At 67.3% G+C, this 24,317-nt stretch carries 23 protein-coding genes and 1 pseudogene; 12 read left to right on the forward strand and 12 right to left on the reverse strand.

Annotated features, from left to right (window positions below; all coding sequences use genetic code 11):
* Nucleotides 1-3: 3 nt before the first annotated feature.
* The 4 genes from PPZ50_RS02010 to PPZ50_RS02025 all read left to right on the forward strand — a co-directional run bounded on the left by PPZ50_RS02010 (nucleotide 4) and on the right by PPZ50_RS02025 (nucleotide 5,224).
* Nucleotides 4-930, forward strand: coding sequence for a bifunctional riboflavin kinase/FAD synthetase (locus tag PPZ50_RS02010; RefSeq protein WP_126012451.1), 927 nt, complete (start codon nucleotides 4-6; stop codon nucleotides 928-930).
* A 436-nt stretch (nucleotides 931-1,366) separates the two neighbouring features.
* Complete coding sequence (ileS, locus tag PPZ50_RS02015; protein ID WP_126012454.1) at nucleotides 1,367-4,321, forward strand: isoleucine--tRNA ligase; 2,955 nt, start codon at nucleotides 1,367-1,369, stop codon at nucleotides 4,319-4,321.
* Entirely contained in the window at nucleotides 4,318-4,827 is a 510-nt protein-coding gene (lspA, locus tag PPZ50_RS02020) for a signal peptidase II (protein ID WP_066692346.1), read from the forward strand. The genes ileS and lspA overlap by 4 nt, the downstream gene beginning before the upstream one ends.
* A complete protein-coding gene (locus tag PPZ50_RS02025; RefSeq protein ID WP_066692349.1) occupies nucleotides 4,820-5,224 on the forward strand; it encodes a DUF3035 domain-containing protein in 405 nt (134 codons plus the stop codon). The genes lspA and PPZ50_RS02025 overlap by 8 nt, the downstream gene beginning before the upstream one ends.
* 367 nt (nucleotides 5,225-5,591) lie before the next feature.
* Here PPZ50_RS02025 and PPZ50_RS02030 read toward each other — a convergent pair whose 3' ends face one another.
* The 4 genes from PPZ50_RS02030 to PPZ50_RS02045 all read right to left on the reverse strand — a co-directional run bounded on the left by PPZ50_RS02030 (nucleotide 5,592) and on the right by PPZ50_RS02045 (nucleotide 8,119).
* The gene (locus PPZ50_RS02030) at nucleotides 5,592-6,422 is read right to left on the reverse strand and encodes a TorF family putative porin (RefSeq protein ID WP_066692351.1); all 831 of its coding nucleotides are present in this window, start codon (nucleotides 6,420-6,422) and stop codon (nucleotides 5,592-5,594) included.
* A 308-nt stretch (nucleotides 6,423-6,730) separates the two neighbouring features.
* Nucleotides 6,731-7,195 (reverse strand): RidA family protein, encoded by a 465-nt coding sequence (locus tag PPZ50_RS02035; protein WP_055998998.1) that lies wholly within the window; start codon nucleotides 7,193-7,195, stop codon nucleotides 6,731-6,733.
* A gap of 31 nt (nucleotides 7,196-7,226) precedes the next feature.
* Complete coding sequence (locus PPZ50_RS02040; RefSeq protein ID WP_066692354.1) at nucleotides 7,227-7,850, reverse strand: hypothetical protein; 624 nt, start codon at nucleotides 7,848-7,850, stop codon at nucleotides 7,227-7,229.
* Entirely contained in the window at nucleotides 7,847-8,119 is a 273-nt protein-coding gene (locus tag PPZ50_RS02045; protein ID WP_066692357.1) for a DUF3572 domain-containing protein, read from the reverse strand. Before PPZ50_RS02045 ends, PPZ50_RS02040 begins: the two co-directional genes overlap by 4 nt.
* Nucleotides 8,120-8,161: 42 nt before the next feature.
* Between PPZ50_RS02045 and PPZ50_RS02050 the strand changes: the two are divergent.
* Nucleotides 8,162-8,521, forward strand: a pseudogene (locus tag PPZ50_RS02050) (response regulator); the annotation flags it as partial.
* 170 nt (nucleotides 8,522-8,691) lie between these two features.
* On the opposite strand, the gene PPZ50_RS02055 reads toward PPZ50_RS02050, so the two are convergent.
* The gene (locus tag PPZ50_RS02055) at nucleotides 8,692-9,348 is read right to left on the reverse strand and encodes a YoaK family protein (RefSeq protein WP_066692360.1); all 657 of its coding nucleotides are present in this window, start codon (nucleotides 9,346-9,348) and stop codon (nucleotides 8,692-8,694) included.
* A 184-nt stretch (nucleotides 9,349-9,532) separates the two neighbouring features.
* On the opposite strand from PPZ50_RS02055, the gene PPZ50_RS02060 reads away from it, so the two are divergent.
* A complete protein-coding gene (locus PPZ50_RS02060) occupies nucleotides 9,533-10,162 on the forward strand; it encodes a trimeric intracellular cation channel family protein (RefSeq protein WP_066692362.1) in 630 nt (209 codons plus the stop codon).
* Nucleotides 10,163-10,547: 385 nt separating this feature from the next.
* Here the strand turns inward: PPZ50_RS02060 and PPZ50_RS02065 are convergent, their stop codons facing one another.
* The 4 genes from PPZ50_RS02065 to PPZ50_RS02080 all read right to left on the reverse strand — a co-directional run bounded on the left by PPZ50_RS02065 (nucleotide 10,548) and on the right by PPZ50_RS02080 (nucleotide 15,217).
* The gene (locus tag PPZ50_RS02065; RefSeq protein WP_066692364.1) at nucleotides 10,548-11,111 is read right to left on the reverse strand and encodes a GNAT family N-acetyltransferase; all 564 of its coding nucleotides are present in this window, start codon (nucleotides 11,109-11,111) and stop codon (nucleotides 10,548-10,550) included.
* Nucleotides 11,108-12,991, reverse strand: a complete 1,884-nt coding sequence (gene sppA / locus PPZ50_RS02070; protein ID WP_066692366.1) for a signal peptide peptidase SppA — start codon at nucleotides 12,989-12,991, stop codon at nucleotides 11,108-11,110. Before sppA ends, PPZ50_RS02065 begins: the two co-directional genes overlap by 4 nt.
* Nucleotides 12,992-13,147: 156 nt before the next feature.
* Nucleotides 13,148-14,260, reverse strand: coding sequence for a DNA polymerase III subunit beta (dnaN, locus tag PPZ50_RS02075; protein WP_066692368.1), 1,113 nt, complete (start codon nucleotides 14,258-14,260; stop codon nucleotides 13,148-13,150).
* A gap of 300 nt (nucleotides 14,261-14,560) precedes the next feature.
* On the reverse strand, nucleotides 14,561-15,217 hold the full coding sequence (locus PPZ50_RS02080; protein WP_066692371.1) for an outer membrane protein: 657 nt from the start codon (nucleotides 15,215-15,217) through the stop codon (nucleotides 14,561-14,563).
* Between the two features lie 134 nt (nucleotides 15,218-15,351).
* On the opposite strand from PPZ50_RS02080, the gene PPZ50_RS02085 reads away from it, so the two are divergent.
* From PPZ50_RS02085 to rlmN, 3 genes are all read left to right on the forward strand, one after another.
* Nucleotides 15,352-16,017 (forward strand): histidine phosphatase family protein, encoded by a 666-nt coding sequence (locus PPZ50_RS02085; protein ID WP_066692376.1) that lies wholly within the window; start codon nucleotides 15,352-15,354, stop codon nucleotides 16,015-16,017.
* Nucleotides 16,014-16,457, forward strand: a complete 444-nt coding sequence (locus PPZ50_RS02090) for a hypothetical protein (RefSeq protein ID WP_066692378.1) — start codon at nucleotides 16,014-16,016, stop codon at nucleotides 16,455-16,457. Before PPZ50_RS02085 ends, PPZ50_RS02090 begins: the two co-directional genes overlap by 4 nt.
* A 177-nt stretch (nucleotides 16,458-16,634) precedes the next feature.
* Entirely contained in the window at nucleotides 16,635-17,831 is a 1,197-nt protein-coding gene (gene rlmN / locus PPZ50_RS02095) for a 23S rRNA (adenine(2503)-C(2))-methyltransferase RlmN (RefSeq protein WP_066692806.1), read from the forward strand.
* Nucleotides 17,832-17,885: 54 nt separating this feature from the next.
* On the opposite strand, the gene PPZ50_RS02100 is transcribed toward rlmN, so the two are convergent.
* The gene (locus PPZ50_RS02100; RefSeq protein WP_126012466.1) at nucleotides 17,886-18,449 is read right to left on the reverse strand and encodes a hypothetical protein; all 564 of its coding nucleotides are present in this window, start codon (nucleotides 18,447-18,449) and stop codon (nucleotides 17,886-17,888) included.
* A 137-nt stretch (nucleotides 18,450-18,586) separates the two neighbouring features.
* Here PPZ50_RS02100 and PPZ50_RS02105 point away from each other — a divergent pair, with 137 nt between their 5' ends.
* Entirely contained in the window at nucleotides 18,587-19,345 is a 759-nt protein-coding gene (locus PPZ50_RS02105) for a TSUP family transporter (RefSeq protein ID WP_066692383.1), read from the forward strand.
* A 66-nt stretch (nucleotides 19,346-19,411) separates the two neighbouring features.
* Here PPZ50_RS02105 and PPZ50_RS02110 read toward each other — a convergent pair whose 3' ends face one another.
* Nucleotides 19,412-20,017, reverse strand: coding sequence for a flavin reductase family protein (locus tag PPZ50_RS02110; protein WP_066692386.1), 606 nt, complete (start codon nucleotides 20,015-20,017; stop codon nucleotides 19,412-19,414).
* A 78-nt stretch (nucleotides 20,018-20,095) separates the two neighbouring features.
* On the opposite strand from PPZ50_RS02110, the gene PPZ50_RS02115 reads away from it, so the two are divergent.
* Complete coding sequence (locus PPZ50_RS02115; protein WP_066692389.1) at nucleotides 20,096-20,788, forward strand: cytochrome b/b6 domain-containing protein; 693 nt, start codon at nucleotides 20,096-20,098, stop codon at nucleotides 20,786-20,788.
* On the forward strand, nucleotides 20,785-21,537 hold the full coding sequence (locus tag PPZ50_RS02120; protein ID WP_066692392.1) for a molybdopterin-dependent oxidoreductase: 753 nt from the start codon (nucleotides 20,785-20,787) through the stop codon (nucleotides 21,535-21,537). Before PPZ50_RS02115 ends, PPZ50_RS02120 begins: the two co-directional genes overlap by 4 nt.
* A 391-nt stretch (nucleotides 21,538-21,928) precedes the next feature.
* Here the strand turns inward: PPZ50_RS02120 and pnp are convergent, their stop codons facing one another.
* Nucleotides 21,929-24,253, reverse strand: a complete 2,325-nt coding sequence (gene pnp / locus PPZ50_RS02125; protein ID WP_126012472.1) for a polyribonucleotide nucleotidyltransferase — start codon at nucleotides 24,251-24,253, stop codon at nucleotides 21,929-21,931.
* Nucleotides 24,254-24,317 lie beyond the last annotated feature (64 nt).

Here is a 24,317-nt window from a genome sequence, read left to right on the forward strand (position 1 = left end):
GCGATGCAGCGTCTGGACGGTGGCGCGGCGGTTCCCGCGTCGTTGCGCGGGGGCATCGTCGCGCTGGGCAATTTCGATGGATTCCATGCCGGGCACCAGGCGGTGGTCGGGCGCGCGGTCGAACGGGCGCGCGCCGAAGGCCGGCCGGCGATCGTCGCGACGTTCGACCCGCATCCGCGCCGCTATTTCCAGCCGGGGCTGCGGCCGCTCCGGCTCACCAGCCTCGACCAGCGCGAGCGGCTGTTCGCGCAGGCCGGGGCCGATGCGATGCTGGTGTTCACCTTCGACGCGGCGCTGGCCGGGCTGTCGGCGCAGGCGTTCGCGGCCGAGCGGCTGGTCGGGATGCTGGGCGTCGGCGGGGTGGTGACCGGCACCGACTTCACCTTCGGCAAGGCGCGCGGCGGCGATGTGACGACGCTGAGGGCGCTGGGCGAGGCGCATGGCTTTTCGGCCGAGACGGTCGCGCCGGTCGGCGACGGACAGGCGGTGGTGTCGTCGTCGCGCATTCGCGATGCGCTGCGCGAGGGGCGTCCGCGCGAGGCGACGGCGCTGATGACCCGCCCGTTCGCGGTCGAGGGCGTGGTGGAACATGGCGCGAAGCTCGGGCGGCAGCTGGGTTATCCGACTGCCAACTTGTCGATGGGCGGCTATCTGCGCCCCGCTTACGGCATCTATGCGGTGACCGGGCGGTTGGCGGACGGGCGGGTGCTCAATGGCGCGGCCAATCTGGGCATTCGTCCGACGATCGCGGGCGAACCGGTCGAGCTGCTGGAGCCGTATTTCTTTGATTTTGCAGGCGATCTGTACGGGCAGACCATCGAGGTCGCGCTGATCGACTATCTGCGCGGCGAGGAAAAGTTCGAGTCGCTCGATGCGCTCAAGGTGCAGATGGCGGCGGATTGTGACCGTGCTCGGACGGTGCTGGGGTAGCTTCGGAAGTTGGCGAAGGTTGCGGTACGTTCGTTTTTGGATGGGCGGCTGGTTCGTTTGTTTTCAATGGGTTGAAGGGTTGCGCAGGGCCGTTCCGGGCGCGGAAGTTGACGCTGGTGGCGTGAAGAAGAAATCGGTTCACGCGGAGGCGCGGAGGCGCGGAGGCGCGGAGGCGCGGAGGGGTTGCGGTCCGGGCGAGCGCATCCGCGCCAGCGGCCTTGTCCTGCGGTTGCAGCGGGGTTGGTGTCTCCCGATCGTGGGCGGGGGGCCGCAGGTGGGACATCCTCCGCGTCTTCGCGCCTTCGCGTGAACCATTCTGCCCTCGCGGAGCAGGGATATCGACGATGCAAAGAGCGCCGCGATCCTGACCTGATGCGCCCTTGTAGGAAAGCGGTTTGCGTGGGGCCGCGCATCGGCTAATCGCTGGCGCAATCCTATGACCGACACCAGCGAACCCACGCGCGACTGGCGCGACACCGTCTTCCTGCCGAAGACCGACTTCCCGATGAAGGCCGGCCTGGCCGCCAAGGAACCCGCGATCCTCGATCGCTGGGCCAGGATGGGGCTGTATGAGCGGCTGCGCGCCGAGCGGCAGGGCCGCGAGCGTTTCCTGCTGCACGACGGCCCGCCCTACGCCAATGGCGACATCCATATGGGCCATGCGATGAACAAGGTGCTGAAGGACATCGTCGTCCGCACCCAGTCGCTGATGGGCAAGGATGCGCCGTATATTCCGGGGTGGGACTGTCACGGCCTGCCGATCGAATGGAAGATCGAGGAGGCGTATCGCGCCAAGAAGCGCAACAAGGACGAGGTCCCCCCGGCCGAGTTCCGCGCCGAATGCCGCGCCTATGCCGCCAAATGGGTCGAGGTGCAGAAGGGCCAGTTCCAGCGGCTCGGCATCCTCGGCGACTGGGAAGACCCGTACCTCACCATGAAGTTCGACGCCGAGGCGACCATCGCCGAGGAGTTGCTGAAGTTCGCCATGTCCGGCCAGCTGTATCGCGGGGCCAAGCCGGTGATGTGGTCGCCGGTCGAAAAGACCGCACTGGCCGAGGCCGAGGTCGAATATGAGGATGTCGTGTCGACGCAGATCGACGTGGCGTTCGAGATTGTCGACGCGCCGAATGCGCCGGAACTGGTCGGTGCCCATGCGGTGATCTGGACGACGACTCCGTGGACGATCCCGGTCAATCAGGCTTTGGCTTATGGGCCGGAGATCGAGTACGGAATCGCTCGAGTAACGTTGCAGAACGGTGACGTTAAGCGTGTCCTCACGGCGACACAGCTCTGGCCGCAGTTTTACTCGCGCGCAAATGCTGGCCAGCAAGGCATGTTCGCAGGAGAGTATGTCGCCAAGGTAGAAGTTGAAGGAGTCATCAAGGGCTTCGACCTCGCCGGCGCTACCGCGCGCCACCCGATGCACGCACGCGGCGGATTCTTCGCCAAGCCGCGTCCGCTGCTGGCCGGCGACTTCGTGACGACCGATGCCGGTACGGGCCTCGTCCATATGGCCCCCGATCATGGCGAGGACGATTTCGAGCTGTGCAAGGCGAACGGCATCGAACCGGTGTTCGCGGTGCAGGGCGATGGCCGCTACCGCGACGACTGGGCGTGGCTGGGCGGCGAAGGCAGCGTCATCAACCCGAAATTCGTTGCCGCCGGGCGTGGCGGCAAGCTGGAGGAAGGGCCGATCTGTCGCGACCTGCGCGAAGCGGGCGCGCTGCTGGCGGCGTCGGACGACTTTGCGCACAGCTATCCGCATAGCTGGCGGTCGAAGGCGAAGGTGATTTTCCGGGCGACACCGCAGTGGTTCATTCCGATGGACCGTTCTTCTAAGCCCTCTCCCCTTCAGGGGAGAGGGTTGGGAGAGGGGGTGTCGGGTGATCCGTTGCTCTCGGTGACCCATCTCGACGGCAGTCCCCTCTCCCCGACCCTCTCCCCTGAAGGGGAGAGGGAGGGTAACGGCGCGACTCTGCGCGAAATCGCGCTCGATGCGATCGAACGCACGCGGTTCGTGCCGGAGAAGGGGCGCAACCGGATCGGGGCGATGGTGTCGGGGCGGCCCGACTGGGTCATCAGCCGCCAGCGCGCCTGGGGTGTGCCGATCGCGCTGTACGTCAACCGGGCGACCGGCGACTATCTGCGCGACCCCGCCGTCAACGAACGCATTCTGACCGCCTTCCGCGAGGGCGGGGCCGATGCGTGGTATGCGGCGGATCATCAGGCGCTGCTGGGGGCGGACTACGCCCTCGCCGATTATGAGGTCGTGACCGACATTCTCGACGTGTGGTTCGATTCGGGCTGCACCCATGTCTTCACCATCGAGAAGCGCTTCGGGGCAGGCACCCGCGCGAACCTGTATCTCGAAGGGTCGGACCAGCATCGCGGCTGGTTTCAGTCGTCGCTGCTCGAAAGCTGCGGGACGCGGGGGCAGGCACCCTATGATGCGGTGCTGACGCATGGCTTCGCGCTGGACGGCAACGGGCGCAAGATGTCGAAGTCGCTCGGCAATGTCGTCGATCCGTTGAAGGTGATCGGCGAATCCGGCGCGGACATCCTCCGCCTGTGGGTCGCGCAGACCGATTATTTCGAGGATGTGCGGATCGGCAAGGAAGTGCTGGCCGGCACGGGCGATACCTATCGCAAGCTGCGCAACACCTTCCGCTATCTGCTGGGCGCGCTGGACGGCTTCAGCGAGGACGAGCGGGTGCGGGTGGCCGAGATGCCGGGGCTGGAGCGCTATGTCCTGCACTTGCTGGGCGAGCTGGATACCGAGCTGCGCGCGGCAGCGGAAGCGTTTGAGTTCAACCGCTATGCCCGCGCGCTGACCGATTTCGCCAACGAGGACCTGTCGGCGTTCTTCTTCGATATCCGCAAGGATTCGCTGTACTGCGACGCGAGCGAAGATGTGCGGCGGCGGGCATATCGCACCGTGCTGGACGTGCTGTTCCACGCGCTGGTCCGCTATGCCGCGCCGATCCTGGCGTTCACGGCGGAAGAGGTGTGGCAGGCGCGTTTTGCCAGCGAGGACGGGTCGGTCCATCTGCTCGAATGGCCCGAACTGCCGCAGCTGCCCGCCGACCAGCCGCTGGGCACGGCATGGGCCGAGGTGCGCGTGCTGCGCCAGCAGGTAACCGAGGCGATCGAGCCGCTGCGCCGCGCGAAGACGGTGCGGTCGAGTCTGGAGGCCGAAGTGACGGTGCCGTCGCTGCCGCTGCCGGCGGACGAGCTGGCCGAGCTGTTCATCGTCGCGAAGGTGCGCCAAGCCGATGGGCCGATCACGGTAGCGCGGACGGAGGAGGCCAAGTGCGGGCGCTGCTGGCGGCACCTGCCCGATGTGGCAGTCGATGGCGACCTGTGCGGTCGCTGTGCGGAGGTGGTGGCATGAGCCTGCGCAAGATGTCGGTGGGGATCGCGCTGCTGGTGCTGATCGTCGACCAGTTCGTCAAATACTGGGTCACTGGTCCGATGGGGATCGATTATCCGGGAGCGGAACTGAACCTGTTGCCCTTCTTCACGCTGCGCTTCGTCCAGAATTTCGGCGTGTCGCTGGGGTTATTGCAGGCCGGCAGCGAATTCGCGCGCTGGGCACTGGTCGCGATGACCGCGATCATCGCCACCGGCGTGGCGGTATGGATCCGGCGCGAGACGCAGAAGCCCGAGCTGATCGGCCTGGGGCTGGTGCTGGGCGGGGCGCTGGGCAACATCATCGACCGGGTCCGTTTCGGCTATGTCGTCGACTATGCCGACTTCCATGTTTTCGGCTACAGCCCGTTTCTGGTATTCAACATCGCCGATGCGGCGATTTCGATCGGTGTCGTGATCCTGCTCGTCCGCGCGCTGTTCACGCCGAAGCCGAAGCACGATGTTCCTGTGGAGAAGGCCAATGCGTAAGTTTGTCGTCATCAGCAGCCTCGGCCTGATCCTTGCCGGGTGTCAGGGCAATGCCCTGAACCGCCAGCGCCCCGACGAATTCGCCGTCGCGCGCCAGGCGCCGCTGGTGATCCCGCCCGATTATGCGCTGGTGCCGCCGCAGCCGGGCGCACCGCGTCCGCAGGACACCGCCGCCTCGACCCAGGCGATGCAGGCGCTGTTCGGCGGCCCGGCGCAGCGTAGCGCGACCGAGCGGCTGACGCTGGAACAGGCCGGCGGTGCCGGTGCGGCCGATGCGGGGATCCGCTCGGGCGTGGCCGATCCGGGGACGAACGTCGTCGACAAGGGTTCGACGACCCGCGACATCATCGCGGCGCCGGCGGGTGACGGGCAGACGGCGCGGACGACCACGCCGTAAGGGGTTTGGTTTCGGGTTTGGGAAAGGCCGGTTGCCCCACGGGGTGACCGGCCTTTCTTTTGCCCTACCTGCTCCCCGCCCCCCTTCGTTTGCTTCGAGCGCAGGTTCGAGCCTGTCGAGAACCATAGTCGAGAAGGCGGTGTCCCCAAACGGGGTGTTCTCGACCGACGCTTCTCGACAAGCTCGAAGCTGCTCGAACCGAATGGGATTTGGTTTGGTTAAAGCTCTTTGCGTTTGCCCTGAGTAGCCATTGAGCGAAGTCGAAATGGCGTATCGAAGGATTGCCTGAGGCGGGTGCTTCGATACGGGTCTTCGACTGCGCTCAGCCCCTACTCAGCACGAACGGGGTTTACGTTTCTTCGTCCCTTCAGAACGCCGCGGTCAGCGACACCACCACCGTGCTGGCGCCGATCGGGCTGCCGTTGGTGGTCTTGCTGAAGTTCGGCTGGAGATAGGCGACTTCGCTGTTCGACAGGTCGGTGTCGACATAGGCGACGCCCAGCGTCAGGTTCTTGTAGGCGAAGTCGGCACCGAGCAGCCAGTCCCAGTATTTGCCGGTCGGCGCCATGCTGGTGCCGTTGGGGCCGAGGCCGGGATTGCCGTCCGAATAGCCGATATGCGCCTTGAGTGTGACGGGCGTGTTCGGCACGCCGGCGGCGGCGTCGCCCGACAGGTAGATATTGTCTTCCTTGCGCCCGTCGCCCGGGATCAGCGGGGTGGCCGAGGCGGTGACGTAGCTGAGCGAGGTCTGCTTGGGCGCATAGAACACGCCGGCGGTCAGCGTGGCCGGGCCGGCGGTGCCCGAGACCTTGCCATAGAATTCGACGACGTCGGTTTCGTCGAAGCCGCCCGGATAGGTGTACCAGGTGACGCCGGCATCGACGGTCGCGTCGCCGAAGCTGTGCTTGTAGCCGGCGATCAGGTCGAGTTCGAGATTGGCGCCGCCGAACGTGCCCCAGCCGGCGAGGTTCGAACCCCAGGTACCGATATAGACGCCGCTTTCATGGGCGACGGTGATGCCGCCCTGGACCGCGACATTCTTGTCGGTCTGCGACACGCCGCGGAAGCGATAGTCGGACGCGACGGTCGCGCTGCCGCTGATGGTGATCGGTTCGGGCGGGGCGGTGTCCTGCGCAAAGGCGGGCATGGCGGTGGTGGCGGCGAGGATCGCGGCCAGGAGGAAGGTCGAGAATCGCATCGTAAACCCTTTCTAGGTTCCGTGGTGATTCTCCTGCGTTCGAAGGTCGCCGCGATTCGGTGGACCTGCTGGCCCGGGCGGTCTGACCCTCTGCGACCGAATATGTCGAAGCGTGCCGCGCCGCACAATGGAAATTGCGTAGGGTACGGATACGACACACCCGCTGTTGCAGGGGCGCAACAACGGGTGTGCTTGGCTGGACCTCCTGGACGACGTCACCCCAGCGGACGCTGGGGTCTCCTGCGGCTAGGCGCGGGCTTCATTACCGGGAGATCCCAGCCTTGGCTGGGATGACGTATCCGGCAGGATCAGGCGCGGATGGCGAGGATCGCGTCGATCTCCACGACGGCGCCGAGCGGCAGGACCGGCACGCCGACCGCGCTGCGGGCGTGGCGGCCGGCATCGCCGAACAGCTCGACCATCAGTTCCGATGCGCCATTGGCGACCTTGGGCTGGTCGGTGAAACTGCCGGCCGAGTTGACGAACACGCCGAGCTTCACGACGCGCTCGATCCGGTCGAGGCTGCCCAGTGCCTTTTCGGCCTGGGCGAGGATCATCAGCGCGCATTTCTGCGCGGCGCTGGTGGCATAGGCGAGGTCGCGGTCCTCGCCGGCGCGGCCGGTCATCAGGTTGCCGTCCTCGAAGGGCAGCTGGCCCGACAGGTGGAGCAGGCCGCCGGCCTCTACCGCGGGGACATAGGCCGCGACGGGGGCGGCGGCGGCGGGGAGCGACAGGCCGCGTTCGGCCAGCTTTGCGGGGATATCATAAGCCATGGAGCGTTCCTTTCGTGGATAGCGGATGGGGTCAAGCCTGCGCGGGCCGTCCCGTGGCGAAGCGGGCCTCGATCCATGCCTGCGCCTCGACCCAGTCGTCGATGCGGGCATGGGCGGCGGGGGCGGGGGGCACATGGATGGCGAGGTCGGGTTCGGACACCATGTGCAGCCGGTACACCTGCGGCGCGGTGTCGGCTACCGACTGATGATGCACCGCCAGGTCGTCGACGAACACCGCGACGCTGGGGTCGTATTCGGCCAGCAGCCGGGCGACCGGCGGCCCCTTGCCCCCCTGGTTGCATTCGACGCGGTGGACGATGCCGTGCTCGGCCAGCTGGTCGATACGGTGGGTGCGGCAATGGTCCTGCAGGTTGGTCAGGACCACGATATCGGCCTGGGTCGCCAGCGCCGCCAGTGCCTCGCGGGCATGGGGGACGAGGGTCTGGCGCGCCATCTGGCCGGGAAAGAAGCCGTCGAGATAGCTCCACATCTCCGCGCGGTCGAGCACGGTGCCGTCGGCGCGGGTCATCGACGTCGCGAAATCGCCCCCGGCCATGTCGAACGCGATCGCATGTTCCTCGCCCAGCCAGGTCCCGAAATGGCGGACCATGTGCAGCAGGACTTCGTCGCAATCGGTGATGAGCAGGGGTTTCATGCGGTCTCCAGTTCGGCGCGCGCCCGGACCAGGGCGGTCGGGGGCACGGCCAGCGCCTCGGCACAGGCGATGAGGTCGGGTTCGTAACTTTCGAGATGGCTGAGCAGTTGCGCGAGGAAGCCGGGGTCGCCCGCCCGCGCGCGCAGCTCGGCAGGGTCGATGCCGGTCAGCGCGAGGAACCGGTCGCGCCGGCTATCGTCGCCGATCACCCACACCAGCGCGTTGAGGCCCAGGGTCGCCGCGTCTTCATTTGTTTCCGGCCTGCGCATCGCCTAGACAGCCTTTCGAACTTCCAACGGGATGTGATGCGCGTGGCAAAAAGGGTACTCGTTGTCGAGGACAACGAACTGAACCTGAAGCTGTTCTGCGACCTGTTGCGCGCGCATGGCTTCGAAACCGAACCGGTCCGCGACGGGCGCGAGGCGGTGGCGAAGGCACGGGCGTTCCTGCCGGACCTGATCATCACCGACATCCAGTTGCCGCACATGACGGGGCTGGAGCTGATCCAGATGCTGAAGGCCGATGCGCGCTTACGCACCGTGCCGATCATGGCGGTCACCGCCTATTCGGGGCGCGACGACGAGGACCGGGTGCGGACCGCGGGCGCGAACGCCTATGTGACCAAGCCGATTTCGGTGGTGCGCTTCGTGGGCGAAGTGCGGGCGTTGCTGCCGGTGGAGGAGGTTCGGCGGGTGGAGGGCGAGTCGGACAACGACACCCCGCCCTTACCGTCACCCCGGACTTGATCCGGGGTCCCGCTTGTTAGCCGACCGTCGTAGAAGAAGAAGCGGGACCCCGGGTCAAGCCCGGGGTGACGGTGGGGTTAGGCCGGTGGCCGACCTCACTCCCAATCGACCCGCGCGACCAGCATGGTGAGGGCGGCGGCCAGTGCCGCGACGACCCAGAGCGCCGCCAGGCCCAGCCAGTTCCAGCCAACCCCGCCGATCGCCACCCCGGCAACGAAGCCGAGCCACAGCAGCAGGTCGCGGCGCGGGCCCGGTGCGGTACGGTCACCCATCAGGCGGCGGGCGAGGCGCTGGCCGATGCGGACCAGCGTGCCGGTCATGTAGGTCAGCCCGACGCGGACCTCGCCATCGGGCGCGACGACGCCATTCTGCGCGCCCATCGCGGCGGCGAGCAGCAGCATGGCGAGGGTCAGCGGCGCAAAGGTTGCGAGGGCCGCGCCCAGCGCCAGCAGGATGGTGACGAGCCCCATCACCGCCTCCGCCCGACGCGCAGGCCCCAGCCGCTCGCTCGCCGCCGCGCCGGCGATGGTGCCGAACATCGCGCCGGCGACGAACGACAGCACCAGCGCGGCAGCGGTCGCGGCGGCGCCGTTCCAGCCATGGGCGAGGCCGACGCCGAAGCGGGTCGAGTTGCCCGACATGAACGAGGCGAAGAAGCCGCCGAGGCCGCTGAAAGCCAGCGCATCGACAATGCCGGCCAGCGCGGCGAGCAGCATGGTGACGAGGGTGGCGGCGGGGGTCAGACGACGCATGATGCTCCTATTGCCCGATCGGCGGGGGGCGGGGCAATGCCCCCGTCGCCCGATCCGCCGGCGTGGACGCGGCGCCGGCCGCTCCGACACCCGCACCCGATCCTTTCCGGGTGGGAATGGGGGCGGCCACCGCCTCGACCCGGCATCACTGGATCAGACCCTGCAGGTACGATAGCGAGGCGGGATGGTTCCCTCTCCGCAGGCGCTGGGGCAGATGCTCGGCGCGCTCGACATGATCGGCATCGCGGTGTTCGCCGCGTCGGGCGCGCTGGCGGCGACGCGCGCGGCGCAGACCTTCGTCACCGCCGCCTTCTTTGCGCTCATCACCGGGGTCGGCGGGGGGACGGTGCGCGACCTGCTGATCGGCGCGCCGGTATTCTGGGTGCACGGGTCGCCGGTCGCGGCGATCTGTGTCGGGATGGCGCTGCTGGTGTGGTTCACCCCCGAACATTGGTGGCACGACAAGGCGCTCGACTGGCTCGATGCCGCGGGCCTCGCGGCCTATGGTGTGTTCGGCGCGGCCAAGGCGCTGAGCTATGGCGTGCCGCCCCTGCAGGCGGGGATGATGGGCGTGCTGACCGCGTGCGTCGGCGGCATATTGCGCGACGTTCTGGCGGGCGTGCCGTCGATCCTGATGCGGCCGGAGCTGTATGTGACGGCGGCGGCGCTGGCGGCGGGGCTGCATGTCGTGCTGGTGGGCTGCGGGCTGCCGCCGTTCGTCGCGGCGCTGCCGGCGGCGGCGGCGGGGTTCGCGTTGCGCGGGGCGGCGATCCGGTTCCGGATCGCGCTGCCGGCGTATCGGGGGAAACGGTAGGGTTGCCCGGCCCATCCTGCCCCCGCCGTTCGTCCTGAGTAGCCGCTGAGCTTGTCGAAGCGGCGTATCGAAGGACTGGCCCCAAGTGCTTCGATACGGGCCTTCGACAAGCTCAGTCCCTACTCAGCACGAACGGTTGGGGTGTGAAGCCATGCCGATAGGATACTCTCCGGCCCTGACCTCTTACCCGTTTGCTTCGAGCGTAGGTTCGAGCCTGTCGAGAACCGTAGTCGAGAAGGGGGTTGCCCCAAGAGAGGCGTTCTCGACGAGGGTTGGGTCGGATTGTCCCCCGGACAATCCTGAACCATGCGGGGCATGGTTCACCCAACCCTCTTCTCGACAAGCTCGAAGCTGCTCGAACCGAACGGGGAGGTAGGAGGCGGGGTCAGCCCCGCACCACCCCCGTCTCACTGAACGGCTTGGGCTCCCTTGGCGGCACCGCGCTGTCGTTCAGCTGGCATTGCCAGAAGCCGACATCGATCCAGCGCCCCTGCTTGAAGCCGATCTCGCGATACACCCCGGCGCGGCGGAAGCCGACCGCTTCGTGCAGCGTGATCGAGGCGTCGTTGGGCAGCGACAGCACGCCGATCGCCTGGGTAAAGCCCTGCGCCCTGAGCGTGTCGACCAGCGCTTCGTAGAGCAGCCGCCCTGTCCCCTTCTGTTGCGCGCCGCCGGCCATGTAGATCGAGGTTTCGACGACATAGCGGTACGCCGGGCGGTCGCGGAAGCGGGTGGCATAGGCATAGCCGAGCACCGCGTCGCCATCCGCCTCCCCCGTCGTCGCGACCATCCAGGGGTAGAAGCCATCGCTGGCCGCCATCCGGTGGCGGATCGCGCGGGCGTCGGGGGCCTCGGTCTCGAACGAGACGGTGCCGCCCAGCACATAGGGGGCATAGATCGCGGCGATGGCGGCGGCGTCCTCGCTGCGGGCGGGGCGGATCGCGATCATGCGAACCACCGCGCGACGATCAGGTCGAACAGCGAGGCATCCTCCGCCGATGCCCGGACCGGCCCCAGCCCGCCGCATTCGAGGCAGCGCGCCTGCACCCCCGCCGGCGCGGTCAGCATCCGCCGCGCGTCGCCCAGCGCCTGCGCCAGGACGCTGCGCTGTTCGATCGCGACGCGGCCGAGCAGGTCGGTCGCCGCCTGGTCCGGCGCGTCGCCGCGCTGACGGTCGGCAAAGCCCTTCAGCGCCTTTTCCAGCGGCGAGGGTTCCTTTTCGAGATAGACGGTCTGCACCTTGGCCGGATCGAGCCCGGCGCGGCGGGCGGCTTCGCCGACGGCATCGGTCAGGTTGCCGAACCGGTCGACCAGCTTCAGCTGACGCGCGGTGCCACCGTCCCACACCCGGCCCTGCCCGATCTGATCGACGCGTGCCTGGGGCAGCCCGCGCGACTGGGCGACCATCCCGGTGAAGCGGGCATAGATATGCTCGACCCCGCTCTGCATGATCGTGTCGAACGCCGGATTGGTGCCGCGCAGCACGTCGGGCTGGCCGCTCAAGGGCGTAGTGCCGACGCCGTCGGCGGTGACGCCGATCTTGGACAGCGTGTTCTCGAAGGTGGGGATGACGCCGAACACGCCGATCGACCCGGTGATGGTGTTGGGTTCGGCGAAGATCACGTCGCCCGGGGTCGACACCCAATAGCCGCCCGACGCGGCGAGGCCACCCATCGACACCACGACCGGCAACTTCGCCGCCTTGGCCTGCAGGATCGCCTGGCGGATGCGTTCGGAGGCCAGCACCGAGCCGCCCGGCGAATCGACGCGGACGACCAGCGCCTTGAGGTTCTTGGTAGCGAGGCCGTCGAGCAGCAGCTTGGCGATGGTGTCGCCGCCCGCCGTGCCGGGCTTCGCCTCGCCATCGACGATCGTGCCGGCGACGGTGATGACGCCGATCGCATCGCCCGAGGTCGGCGCGGGGTTCGCCGCCAGCCAGCTGGCATATTTGATCGTGCGGAAGCTGCCCGCCGCCTTGCCCTTGTCCTCGCCCGCCAGTTCGGCGACGCGCTTGCCGAAGGCGAGACGGTCGCCCAGCTTGTCGACGATGCCGCCGCGCAGATTGGCCTGGGCGATGTCGCCGCCCGCCGCCTGGATCACCGCATCGGGGCGGGTGAGGAAGGCGTCGAGCTGCGCCTTGGGCCGGGCCTTCTGCACCGCCGCGCGCCACTGGTCGAAGATCGCGCCGTACAGCGCCTGGTTGGCGGCGCGGGCCGGTTCGGACTGGTCGGCGCGGGTGAAGGGTTCGACCGCCGACTTGAACTGGCCGACGCGATATACATGGGCGTTGACGCCCAGCTTGTCGATCAGCCCCTTGTAATAGAGCTGCGCCCCGCCGGGACCGCGAAACATCGTGCCGCCGAACGGATTTTCCCACACTTCGCTGGCGTTCGACGCGATGCGATAGGCACCGTCGGTGTAGAGCGTGGCATAGGCCAGCACCGGCTTGTTGCTCGCGCGGACGCGGGCAACGGCATCGCCGACCTCGGCCAGTGCCGCCGGATAGCCGCCGGTGAACCTGTCCATGTCGAGCACGACCGCCTTGACCCGCGAATCGGTGCGCGCGGCGTCGAGCGCGCGGACCACGTCGCGCAGGCGCAGCTCCTGCGCTGCCGGCTGGCCGCTCAGCAGCGCGACCGGATCGGCCTCCGCCGGCTGCTCGACGATCGACCCGGCGAGGTCGAGGACCAGCGCGCCGTCGGTGATGCGGGTATTGGGCTTGGCCGACAGGGCCGCGAACAGGGCGCCGAAGAACAACAGCATCAGGATCAGCACGAGGCCGTCCTTGATCCCGACCAGCAGCTTCCACGCACCCCGGACCAGTTTCACGGCAATTCCTTCTTTATCGTCTAGCGATAAATAGCGGACGGATACGGGGAGTAAAGCGGAGTCCGCATCATCGGGCCGACTGCGCTATGAACGCTCTCCAACAAGCGTCATCCCGGCGCAGGCCGGGATGACGTATTTGTCCGTAGCCCCGCTGCGTCAGACGCGCATCGGCATCAGCACATAGAGCGCGGGCGAGGCGTCGCTTTCGCGGATCAGCGTCGGCGCGGCGGCGTCCGACAGGTGCACCTCGCACAGGTCGCTGTCGATCTGCCCCAGAATGTCGAGCAGATAGCGGCTGTTGAAGCCGATTTCGAAGGGCAGCGCGGTATATTCGCCGGGCACTTCCTCCGCCGCCGCGCCGTTTTCGGGGCTGGTGACCGACAGGGTGATCTTGTCGCGGTCGAGCGCCATCTTGACCGCGCGGGTCTTTTCGGTGGCGATGGTCGACACGCGATCGACACCTGCCATGAAGCTCTTCGGGTCGAGCTTCAGCAGCTTGTCATTGGCGGTCGGGATGACGCGCGAATAATCCGGGAAGGTGCCGTCGATCAGCTTGCTGGTCAGGATCGCCTGTCCCAGGTCGAAGCGGATCTTGCTGCCCGACAGCGACACGCCGACCGAGCCATCGACTTCGTCCAGCAGCTTGCGCAGTTCGGCGACGCATTTGCGCGGCACGATGACGTCGGGCATCTTGTCGGCGCCCTCGGGCCGTTCGACGGTCATGCGCGCGAGGCGGTGGCCGTCGGTCGCGGCGGCCTTCAGCACCGGCTTTCCGTTGTCGTCGGCGACGTGCAGGAAGATGCCGTTGAGATAATAGCGCGTCTCCTCGGTCGAGATCGCGAAGCGGGTCTTGTCGATGATCGCCTTCAGCGTGGTCGCGGGCAGTTCGAATTGGGTCGGCAGTTCGCCCTCGGCAATGACCGGGAAATCGTCGCGCGGCAGCGTCGACAGGTTGAAGCGCGCGCGCCCGGCGACGATGGTCAGCCGCCCTTCGGCGGCGGTCAGCTGGACCTGCGCGCCGTCGGGCAGCTTGCGCGCGATGTCGAACAGGGTGTGGGCCGACACGGTGATCGCGCCGGGCTGGTCGATCGCCGCGGCGATGGTTTCGTCGATCTGCAGGTCGAGGTCGGTCGCCATCAGGCGGATGCTCGATTCGCCCGCCTCGATCAGGACGTTCGACAGGATCGGGATGGTATTGCGCCGCTCGACCACCGACTGGACGTGGCTGAGGCCCTTCAACAGGGTCGCGCGTTCGATCGTCGCCTTCATGATGTTCCCCCGCGCGGATGCGCTCGCACTTGGGCCGGCGGATTCGGTGCCGACCCCATAGAAAACCGAGCAGTGTGTCTAGCGCAAAGAAGGGCCGGAGCAAACTGCTCCGACCCTCCTCGCGCAACTTGGTTACTGAGAAGTAAACAGGTGCGTTTGATCGCTCTCTCGCGCGACTTGCGGTGCCGGCCCGCTCCCCCACCCGGCCACCCATTCAGGATGCTGTCGTGGGTGGCCGGGTGGGGGAGCGGGCCGGCACCGCCTGCGGGAACGCGCCCTTAGGCGCGTTCCCGCCAAGCATCAGAACCGGATGCCGACGCCGGCGACGACCTGGTGGCGGTCGGTGTCGATGTCGAACTGCGACGTCACGCTGCCGTTGCGGGCCTGGAAGTCGGCATTGTTGTAGTTCGAATAGCGATATTCGAGCTTGGCATAGGCACGGTTGCCCAGCGACTGTTCCACGCCGGCGCCCAGGCGATAGCCGTTCAGTTCGAAATTCTCGCGCGTGTCGACGCTGCCGTCGCTGGCGACGACGTTCAGCCGGGCGTTGGTGTAGCCGCCCTTGGCATAGACCAGGGTCTGCGGACCCGCCATCAGGCCGGCGCGGGCGCCGACATAGAGGTCGCGGCCGGTCTTCACGCTGCCGAAGCCGAAGAAGTTCGGGTCGGTGCGCGCGGTTTCGACCTTTCCGGTCGACCCGGTATATTCGCCCTCGACACCAATCAGGAAGTTGCTGAGCGCGAAGTCGTAGCCGGCGTCCACGCCGTACACCATGCCGTTCACGGTCTGGTTATCGCCGTCGAGATCGCTATCCTCGGTGCTGCCCGGGCGGATACCGTCATAACCGGCCAGCGCCCCGACGCGGAAACCGGTGAAGGCGGGGTTCACGTCCTGCGCGAAGGCAGGGGTCGCCAGCATCGTGCCGGCAGCGGCAAGACCAAGAATGAGGGTACGCATCGTCTAAACTCCATTATCACCGCCCATGGTCAGGGCGCGGGGGTTCAATGGACGTTTTGGCCGGGCGTTGCATGAACCTCACCTAAACAGCAAAATCCGTTGCAATTGCGCAACACCGGCTTGAAAGCAGGACCATGGCAACCCAATCCCCGCCCGCTCGAAAAGGTCGCGACTTCATCGCCCGGCATGGCGAGACCGTCTATAACATCGCGCAGCGGATGCAGGGCGATCACCCCCACACCCCGTTGACCCGCGCCGGTTTCGCGCAGGCCGATGCGATGGGCGCCGCGCTGCGCGAGATGCTGGGGGTCAGGCCCGCGATCACCTTATGGGCGTCGAGCGCGGGACGGGCGCTCCAGACGCTGGCGATCATCGCCGAACATCTGGAACTCGACTGGCACGCGGCGCGGCGCGACGACCGGCTGGTCGAGATCGGCATGGGCGAATGGTCGGGCCGCTATTATCGCGAGCTGACCGGGGCGGATGCCGATTTCCTCGATGTCGAGGCGCGGCTGTACCGCCGCCCCGCCCCCGGCGGCGAATGGTATGACGCAATCGCCGCGCGGGTGGCGAGCTGGGCGGCGGATACGGCGGAGGATCCCGGCGACCGGCTGGTCATCATGCACGGCATGTCCAGCCGGGTGCTGCGCGGGGTGCTGACCGGCGCGCCGATCGACCCGCGCTTCGCCGCACCGGTCGCCGACGACCTGTCGCAAGGGTCGATCGCGCTGATCGAGGGCGGGCGCGAGAGCGTGCCGCATATCGGCCGGGGGCGGGCCTCGCTCGCCGCGCCTGCTTGATCGCGCTGCTGCTGGCGGTCGCGGCACCGCAGGCGATCGGCATTCACCAGCGCTGGGGGGCGTTTCGCGATGAGGGGCCGACGCGCTGCTATGCGATCAGCCGCCCGGTGCAGGGGAAGGTCGGCGCGCCGTTCGCCAGCGTCGCGACGTGGCCGGGCGCGAGGGTGCGCGGGCAGCTGCACGTGCGGCTCAGCCGGCCCAAGGCGGCACGGGCGGGCGTCGTGCTGGCGATCGGTGAGCGGCGATTCGACCTGACCGCCGGACGGATCGATGCGTGGAGCCCCGATGTCGCCACCGACCGCGCGATCGTCGCAGCAATGCGCGGCGGGCGTTCGATGAGCATCGAGAGCGTGGCCGCGAATGGGGCGGCATTCGTCGATGTCTATGCGCTGTCGGGCGCGGCAACCGCGATCGATGCGGCGGCGCTGGCGTGTTTGTAGGCTGACTGCCGCCCCGGTTCGTCATTCCCGCGAAGGCGGGAATCCATTGCCGCCGACGTTCGCGCTAAAGCCGCTACCGCTGCGTATATGGATCCCCGCCTGCGCGGGGATGACGGGTGGCGGAGCGGGTCTTACCCACCAGTGGAAATCCCACCCCAAATCGGCTATATCGCGTGCATGCTGACAGTCTCGACGCCGCCCATGCCGATTCCCGGCCATGTCGATCCCGTGCCCGTGCCGCGCGGCCTTGCGCCGCGTCCCGATGGCCGCACCGACCTGGTCGGGCTGTCCAAGGCAGAGATTCGCGCCGCGCTGGAGGCGGCCGGCTTCGATGCGCGTCAGGCGAAGCTGCGCGCCAAGCAGCTGTGGCACTGGATCTACAATCGCGGCGCGACCGAATTCGCGGCGATGACCGACATCGCCAAGGCGCAGCATCCGGTGCTGGACAAGCATTTCGTCATCGGCCGGCCGGACGTGAAGGAAGCGCATGTGTCGACCGACGGCACGCGCAAATGGCTGCTGACCTCGCCCGACGGGCAGGATTACGAGATGGTGTTCATCCCCGATGCCGATCGCGGGACGTTGTGCGTGTCCAGCCAGGTCGGCTGCACGCTCAACTGCACCTTCTGCCACACCGGCACGATGCGCCTCGTCCGCAACCTGACCGCGGGCGAAATTGTCGGACAGGTGATGCTCGCGCGCGATTCGCTGGGCGAATGGCCGAGCCAGCCCGAGGGGCGGATGCTGACCAACATCGTGATGATGGGCATGGGCGAGCCGCTGTATAACTTCGATTCGGTGCGCGACGCGCTGGGCGTCGTGATGGACGGCGACGGGCTTGCCCTGTCGAAGCGGCGGATCACGCTCAGCACGTCGGGCGTGGTGCCGATGATGGCGCGCGCGGGCGAGGAGATCGGCGTGAACCTTGCCGTCTCGCTGCACGCGGTGACCAAGGAAGTCCGCGACGAGATCGTCCCGCTTAACCGCAAATACGGCATCGACGAGCTGTTGCAGGCGTGCGCCGACTATCCCGGCGCCAACAATGCCCGGCGCATCACCTTCGAATATGTGATGCTGAAGGACAAGAACGACAGCGACGACGATGCGCGCGAACTGGTGCGGCTGCTGCGCAAATACCAGCTGCCGGCCAAGGTCAATCTGATCCCGTTCAACCCGTGGCCGGGCGCGCCCTATGAATGCTCGACGCCCGACCGCATCCGCGCGTTCAGCGACATCGTGTTCGAAGGCGGCATCTCCGCCCCCGTCCGCCGCACGCGCGGGCAGGATATCGGCGCGGCCTGCGGCCAGTTGAAGACGGCGGCGGAAAAGAAGAGCCGGGCGGAGCGCGACCGTGAGGCGGCGGAAGCGGCGTGAAAGCCGGGTTGTCGGTGACCGCCCGTCGCGGCGCGGGTCACCGGCATCCTCCCCTCAGCCGCACGCTGCTCCATCGCGCAAGCGGACGTACACGATGAACCTGCTATCCGACGCGTAAAGGCTGAACCGGCCACCATAGTCGGCCGGAGTATGCAGGCGTCGGGGATCATCGGAATCACCCGTCAGCAACGGCCAGAAATAGCCACCGCCCCGCTGTTGTGCGAAGACATAGGTGCCGGCCGGGGAAGGTTGCGGTAGAAGGGCTGGGCGCACGGTCAGTCGATAGCCTTGCTTTGCCGGTTCCGCGACGTATCGCAGGCTACGCCCGGTGCCATCCAGGATACGGATACGATCCCGATCGACCATGAGCGGAGGGGCGCCGTTGGCGACATAGCATCCCCAAACCTGCCTTTGATCGATCGGGTCCGGCCGTAGAAAGATCATTCCGATCAGGAACAGGACGAACAGCGGGCCGATCATGATCCCAAGCCCGATGATGCGGGCTTTGAGAGGCACCTGATGAAACGGCCACCGGCGCTGCATCAAGCGACCTCGCTCGGCGATGATATCCGTCGAACCATCAGCGGACGGACAAACGGCCTTGCTTGGTGACGACATGCGCCGCCTGTCCTGCGGGTGGTGACGCCGTTCTCCGGCAAATACGGCAAGGCATCCACCAAATCGCTCTACTGCATCGGTCCGGCCACGGCCACCGCCCCCTCGACAGCGCCGCGGCGATAGTATCTAGCGCGACCATGCTCGATGCGACTTCCCTTGCCCTTGCCGCTGGCGCCGGCGTGCTCGGCGGTGCGATGAACGCGCTGGCCGGGGGCGGGACGTTCGCGACGATGCCCGCGCTGATCGCGTTGGGGTTGCCCGGATCGGTCGCCAACGCGACCTCCAACGTCGCGTTGCAGCCGGGTGCGATCGCCAGCGCCTGGGCCTATCGCCGGGGGCTGGGGCCGCTGGGCGGGATACCGATCCGGGTGTTGGCGACCATCACCTTCGTCTCCGGCCTGCTCGGCAGCCTGTTGCTGGTGTGGACGCCCAGCACGTTGTTCGACGTGATCGTGCCGTGGCTGCTCCTCCTCGCCTTCCTCGCCATCGCGTTCGGGCGGCGGGCGGCGGACTGGTTGCACGACCGCGTCGCGATCGGGCCGACGACGCTGGTCGTGGCGCAGGTGTTGCTCGGGATTTACGGCGGCTATTTCGGCGGTGGCGTCGGCATGATGGTCAGCGCGACCTATGGCCTGCTCGCCGGGCAGAGCGTGAAGTCGATGGCCGCGCCGCGCACGCTGATGCTCGCCACCGCCAACAGCGCGGCGGCGATCGTGTTCGTCGCGACCGGCATGGTGGTGTGGGCGGCGTGCGTGCCGATGATCCTCGGCGGCATCCTCGGCGGGTGGCTGGGCGCGAAGGTCGGCGCGCGGCTGACGCCCGGCCAGATTCGCGCGTGGACCTTGCTGGTGACGTTCAGCGTGACGGTCGTGTTCTTCGTGCGCGCGTACGGATAGCAGCCGGCCTGCGTACCGCCCCTCCACCATGCTGCGCGCGATCCCTCTGCCCGTGCCCGGGAGGATTCAGCCCGGCCGCCGCATGTCGAAGCGGTCGCCAAGCTCGAAATAGTCCCCCGCCCCGCCGCCGCGCAGGATCGGGCGCGCACGTTCGGTGCGATAGATGCCGTCCTCCAGCAGCGCCGGGTCGATATGGACCTGCACCACCTCGCCCAGCACCAGCCAGGTATCGATGTCGCCGCCATGGCTGTTGGTCAGGCGGACGATCTGCGTCGTGCGGCATTCGAACTGGACCGGCGATCCCGCGACGCGTGGTGGCGCGACGACGATCGAGGGCAGCGTGTCGAGGCCGGCGAGCGCGAACTCGTCCGCTTCGGTCATCGCCGAGGTGGCGTTCATCGCCTCTGCTTGGTGCCGGGTCGCGAGGTTCCACACGAACTCTTGCATATCGCGGGCATTGGCCAGCGTGTCCTTGGCCCCGGTCGAGGCGAAGCCGATGATCGGCGGGCGATAGTTGAATGCGTTGAAGAAACTGTAGGGGGCGAGATTGCGTTTCCCTTGCCTCGAACACGTCGCGATCCAGCCGATCGGCCGCGGGGCGACGATCGCGTTGAACGGATCATGCGGCAGGCGATGGCCCTCCGCCGGGGCATAGGAGTGAAAGTCGGTCATGGCGGTTCCCAACGCACGATCCGGACGCAGGGTGCAACGCCCTTTCGCCGTGCCCCGCTCGCGGCATAGGATGCCGGCATGACGACGCGAACGATCCACCGCCATGCGCTCGCCACCCGGTTGTGGCACTGGGTCAATGCGGTCGCGGTGATCATCCTGATCGGCAGCGGGCTGATGATCCTGAACGCGCATCCCCGGCTCTATTGGGGGCGCTATGGCGCGAATTTCGACCGGGCATGGCTGACGTTCGACCGGTTTCCGGGGTGGGTGACGATCCCGCAGACCTACAACCTCGCGCTCGCCCGCAACTGGCACCTGACCTTTGCGCTGGTGCTCGGCTTCGGGCTGCTGGCCTATATGATCGCCAGCCTGAGCAACCGCCATTTCCAGCGCGATCTGGCGCTCAGGCGGGGTGAATTGTCGCGGCGGCACCTGCTGGCCGATATCCGCGCGCATCTCGCCTTCCGCTTCCACGATCCGGAGGCGCCGGGCGATTACAATGTGTTGCAGAAGCTGAGCTATGTGCTGGTGATCTTCGGCCTGCTGCCGCTGGTGATCCTGACCGGCATCGCCATGTCGCCGGGGCTGAACGCGGCATTTCCGTGGGTGCTGGAGCTGCTGGGCGGGCGGCAGTCGTCACGGTCGATCCATTTCCTCGCGGCCAGCGGCATCACGCTGTTCGTCATCGTCCATCTGGTGCTGGTGATCCTTGCCGGCGCGTTCAACGAGGTGCGATCGATGATCACCGGGCGCTGGCGGATGCCCGAATGAGCCGGCTGATCTCCCGCCGTTCGGCGCTGGTGGTCGGGGCCGGCGGACTGGTCGCGGCGTGCGACCGGGTGGCACAGCTGCCGACGGCGCAAAGCGTGCTGGGCGGAGCGGAGGATGTCCATCGCGGCCTGCAGCGCGCGATCACCGCGCGCGACGCGCTGGCGGTCGAATATCGGCCCGATCAACGCTCGCCGATCTTTCGCGCCAACGGCACCAACAACCCCAATACGCCCGACTATAACGCGCACGCCGCGAACCGCTTCGCCGACTGGCGCGTGACGATCGACGGGCTGGTCGCCCGGCCGCTGTCGTTGCGACTCGACCAGATCCGGTCGATGCCGTCGCGGCAACAAATTACCCGACACGATTGCGTCGAAGGCTGGAGCGCCATCGGCAAATGGACCGGCCCAAGGCTGTCGCGGCTGCTCGATCTGGCGGGGTTGCGGCCCGATGCTCGCTATCTGGTGTTCCACTGCGCCGATGCGATCGGCGGGCGACCCTATTACGAATCGATCGATCTGGTCGATGCCTTCCACCCGCAGACGATCCTGGCGTGGGCGTTGAACGACCGGCTGCTGGGGGTGCCGAACGGCGCGCCGCTGAGGCTCAGGGTTGAACGACAGCTGGGGTATAAGCACGCAAAGTATGTGCAGCGGATCGAGGCGGTCGCGTCGCTGGGTGGGATCGCCGGGGGCAAAGGCGGCTTCTGGGAGGATGTCGCGGGTTATGATTGGTATGCGGGGATTTAGGTAGAAGAAGGCTGGTTCACGCGAAGGCGCGGAGACGCGGAGGGGTCGCACTCGGGGTGACGGCATACCGCGCCAGCCGCCTTATTGCATGTTAAAGCGAGCGAGCCGGTCTCCTGATCCCGCCGGCGTTTCCCGGTGCGGGCCCCCTCTGCGCCTCCGCGTCTCTGCGCGAAATACTTCCTTCTTCTCCGCGTCTTCGCGCCTTCGCGTGAAACCGATCTTCTTCTCCATTCGAGAGAGACCCCAGCCTGCGCTGAGGTGACGTTTGGGCTGGGGGGCGGTGTGTCGCTCTGGACCCCCGCCTGCGCGGGGATACGCCTACGGAGCGCGTACGAAAAAGGGGCCCGCGTCGCCGCGAGCCCCCTTCCCTGTACGCCGAAGCGTAGGCCGATCAGTTGTCGGTGATGAACGACGGCAGGCCGGCGTTGCCGCCGTCTTCCTTCGATTCCTCACGACGCGGACGGTCGCCACGGTCGCGGCGCGGGCCTCGGTCGCCGCCGTCACGACGGGGGCCACGATCGCCACGGTCGCCGCCGTCCCGCGGACCACGGTCGCCACGCGGGCCACGGTCCGAACGCTCACGCGGTTCGCGCGCCGGGCGGGTGTCTTCCAGCTCGGCACCGGTTTCCTGATCGACGACGCGCATCGACAGGCGCACCTTGCCGCGCGGATCGACTTCGAGGACCTTGACCTTCACTTCCTGCCCTTCGGACAGGACGTCGGCGACCTTCTCGACCCGCTCGTTGCGGATTTCGGAGACGTGGACGAGGCCGTCCTTGCCGCCCATGAAGTTCACGAAGGCGCCGAAATCGACAAGGTTGACGACCTTGCCGTTGTAGATCTTGCCGACCTCGGCCTCTTCGACCAGGCCCTTGATCCAGTTGACGGCGGCTTCGATCTGCGCCGGATCGGACGACGACACCTTGATGACGCCCTCGTCGTCGATGTCGACCTTGGCACCCGTGGTGGCGACGATCTCGCGGATCACCTTGCCGCCGGTGCCGATGACTTCGCGAATTTTCGACTTGTCGATGGTGAAGGTTTCGATGCGCGGCGCGTGCGCCGACAGCTCGGTGCGGGTCTCGCCCAGCGCCTTGGCCATTTCGCCGAGGATGTGGGCGCGGCCTTCATTGGCCTGGGCCAGCGCGACCTTCATGATCTCTTCGGTGATGCCGGCGATCTTGATGTCCATCTGCAGCGAGGTGATCCCCTCGCTGGTGCCCGCCACCTTGAAATCCATGTCGCCGAGGTGATCCTCGTCGCCCAGGATGTCGCTGATGACCGCGTAATCCTTGCCTTCGAGGATCAGGCCCATGGCGATGCCCGACACCGGACGCTTCAGCGGCACGCCCGCGTCCATCATCGACAGCGAACCGCCGCACACCGTTGCCATCGACGACGAGCCGTTCGACTCGGTGATGTCCGACAGGACGCGGATGGTGTAGGGGAACTCGTCCTTCGACGGCAGGACCGGGTTCAGCGCGCGCCACGCCAGCTTGCCATGGCCGACTTCGCGGCGGCCCGGCGCACCGAAACGACCGACTTCACCGACCGAATAAGGCGGGAAGTTGTAGTGCAGCATGAAGCGTTCGTAGTGCAGGCCGTTCAGCCCGTCGATCATCTGCTCGGCGTCCTTGGTGCCCAAGGTCGTGGTGCAGATCGCCTGCGTCTCGCCACGGGTGAACAGCGCCGAGCCGTGCGCACGCGGCAGGAAGTGGACCATCGCCTCGATCGGGCGGACCGTCTTCGTATCGCGACCGTCGATGCGGCGGCCGTCCTTTAGGATGGCGGTGCGGACGATCTCGGCTTCCAGCTTCTTCACGAGCTTCAAGGTGCCGAGATACTGGGCCGGATCGCTTTCCTTGAGGTCGGCGAAGGCGTCGCGCGCCTTGGTCCGCGCCTCGTTGATCGCGTTCTGGCGGGCCTGCTTGTCGGTCAGCTTGTAGGCGGCAGTCAGGTCCTTGCCGATCAGCGACTTCAGCTTCTTCTTGGCGGCCGACTGGTCGGCGACCGGCGCCAGTTCCCACGGGTCCTTGGCGGCCTGTTCGGCGAGGTCGATGATGCAGTCGACGATCTTCTTCGACGCTTCGTGCGCGAACACGACGGCGCCCAGCATGACCTCTTCCGACAGCTCCTTGGCTTCGGATTCGACCATCATCACCGCGTCGCCGGTGGCGGCGACGACCAGGTCGAGATCGCCTTCCTTCACCTGATCCAGCGTCGGGTTCAGGATATATTCGCCATTCTGATAGCCGACGCGCGCCGCGCCGATCGGGCCCATGAACGGCACGCCCGAAATGGTCAGCGCGGCGGACGCGGCGATCATCGCGACGATGTCCGGCTCGTTCTCGCCGTCATAGCTCAGCACCTGGGCGATGACGTTGATTTCGTTGTAGAAGCCTTCGGGGAACAGCGGGCGGATCGGACGGTCGATCAGGCGGCTGACCAGCGTTTCCTTTTCGGTGGCACCGCGTTCGCGCTTGAAGAAGCCGCCGGGGATGCGGCCCGCAGCCGAATACTTCTCCTGATAGTGGACGGTCAGCGGGAAGAAGTCTTGGCCTTCCTTGACCGAGCGTGCGGCGGTAACCGCGCACAGCACCACGGTTTCGCCGAGCGTCGCGATGACCGCGCCGTCGGCCTGGCGGGCGACACGGCCCGTTTCGAGGGTCAGCGTCTTGCCGCCCAGGTCCATGGTGCTTTTCTTGATATCGAACATTGCGTTTCCTTCGCGTCCGGCGGCCCTATGCACGCCGGGGCAGCTTGCAGATCAATGCCTGCGG

The sequence above is a fragment of the Sphingomonas hankookensis genome (assembly GCF_028551275.1).
Classification (GTDB): domain Bacteria; phylum Pseudomonadota; class Alphaproteobacteria; order Sphingomonadales; family Sphingomonadaceae; genus Sphingomonas; species Sphingomonas hankookensis_A.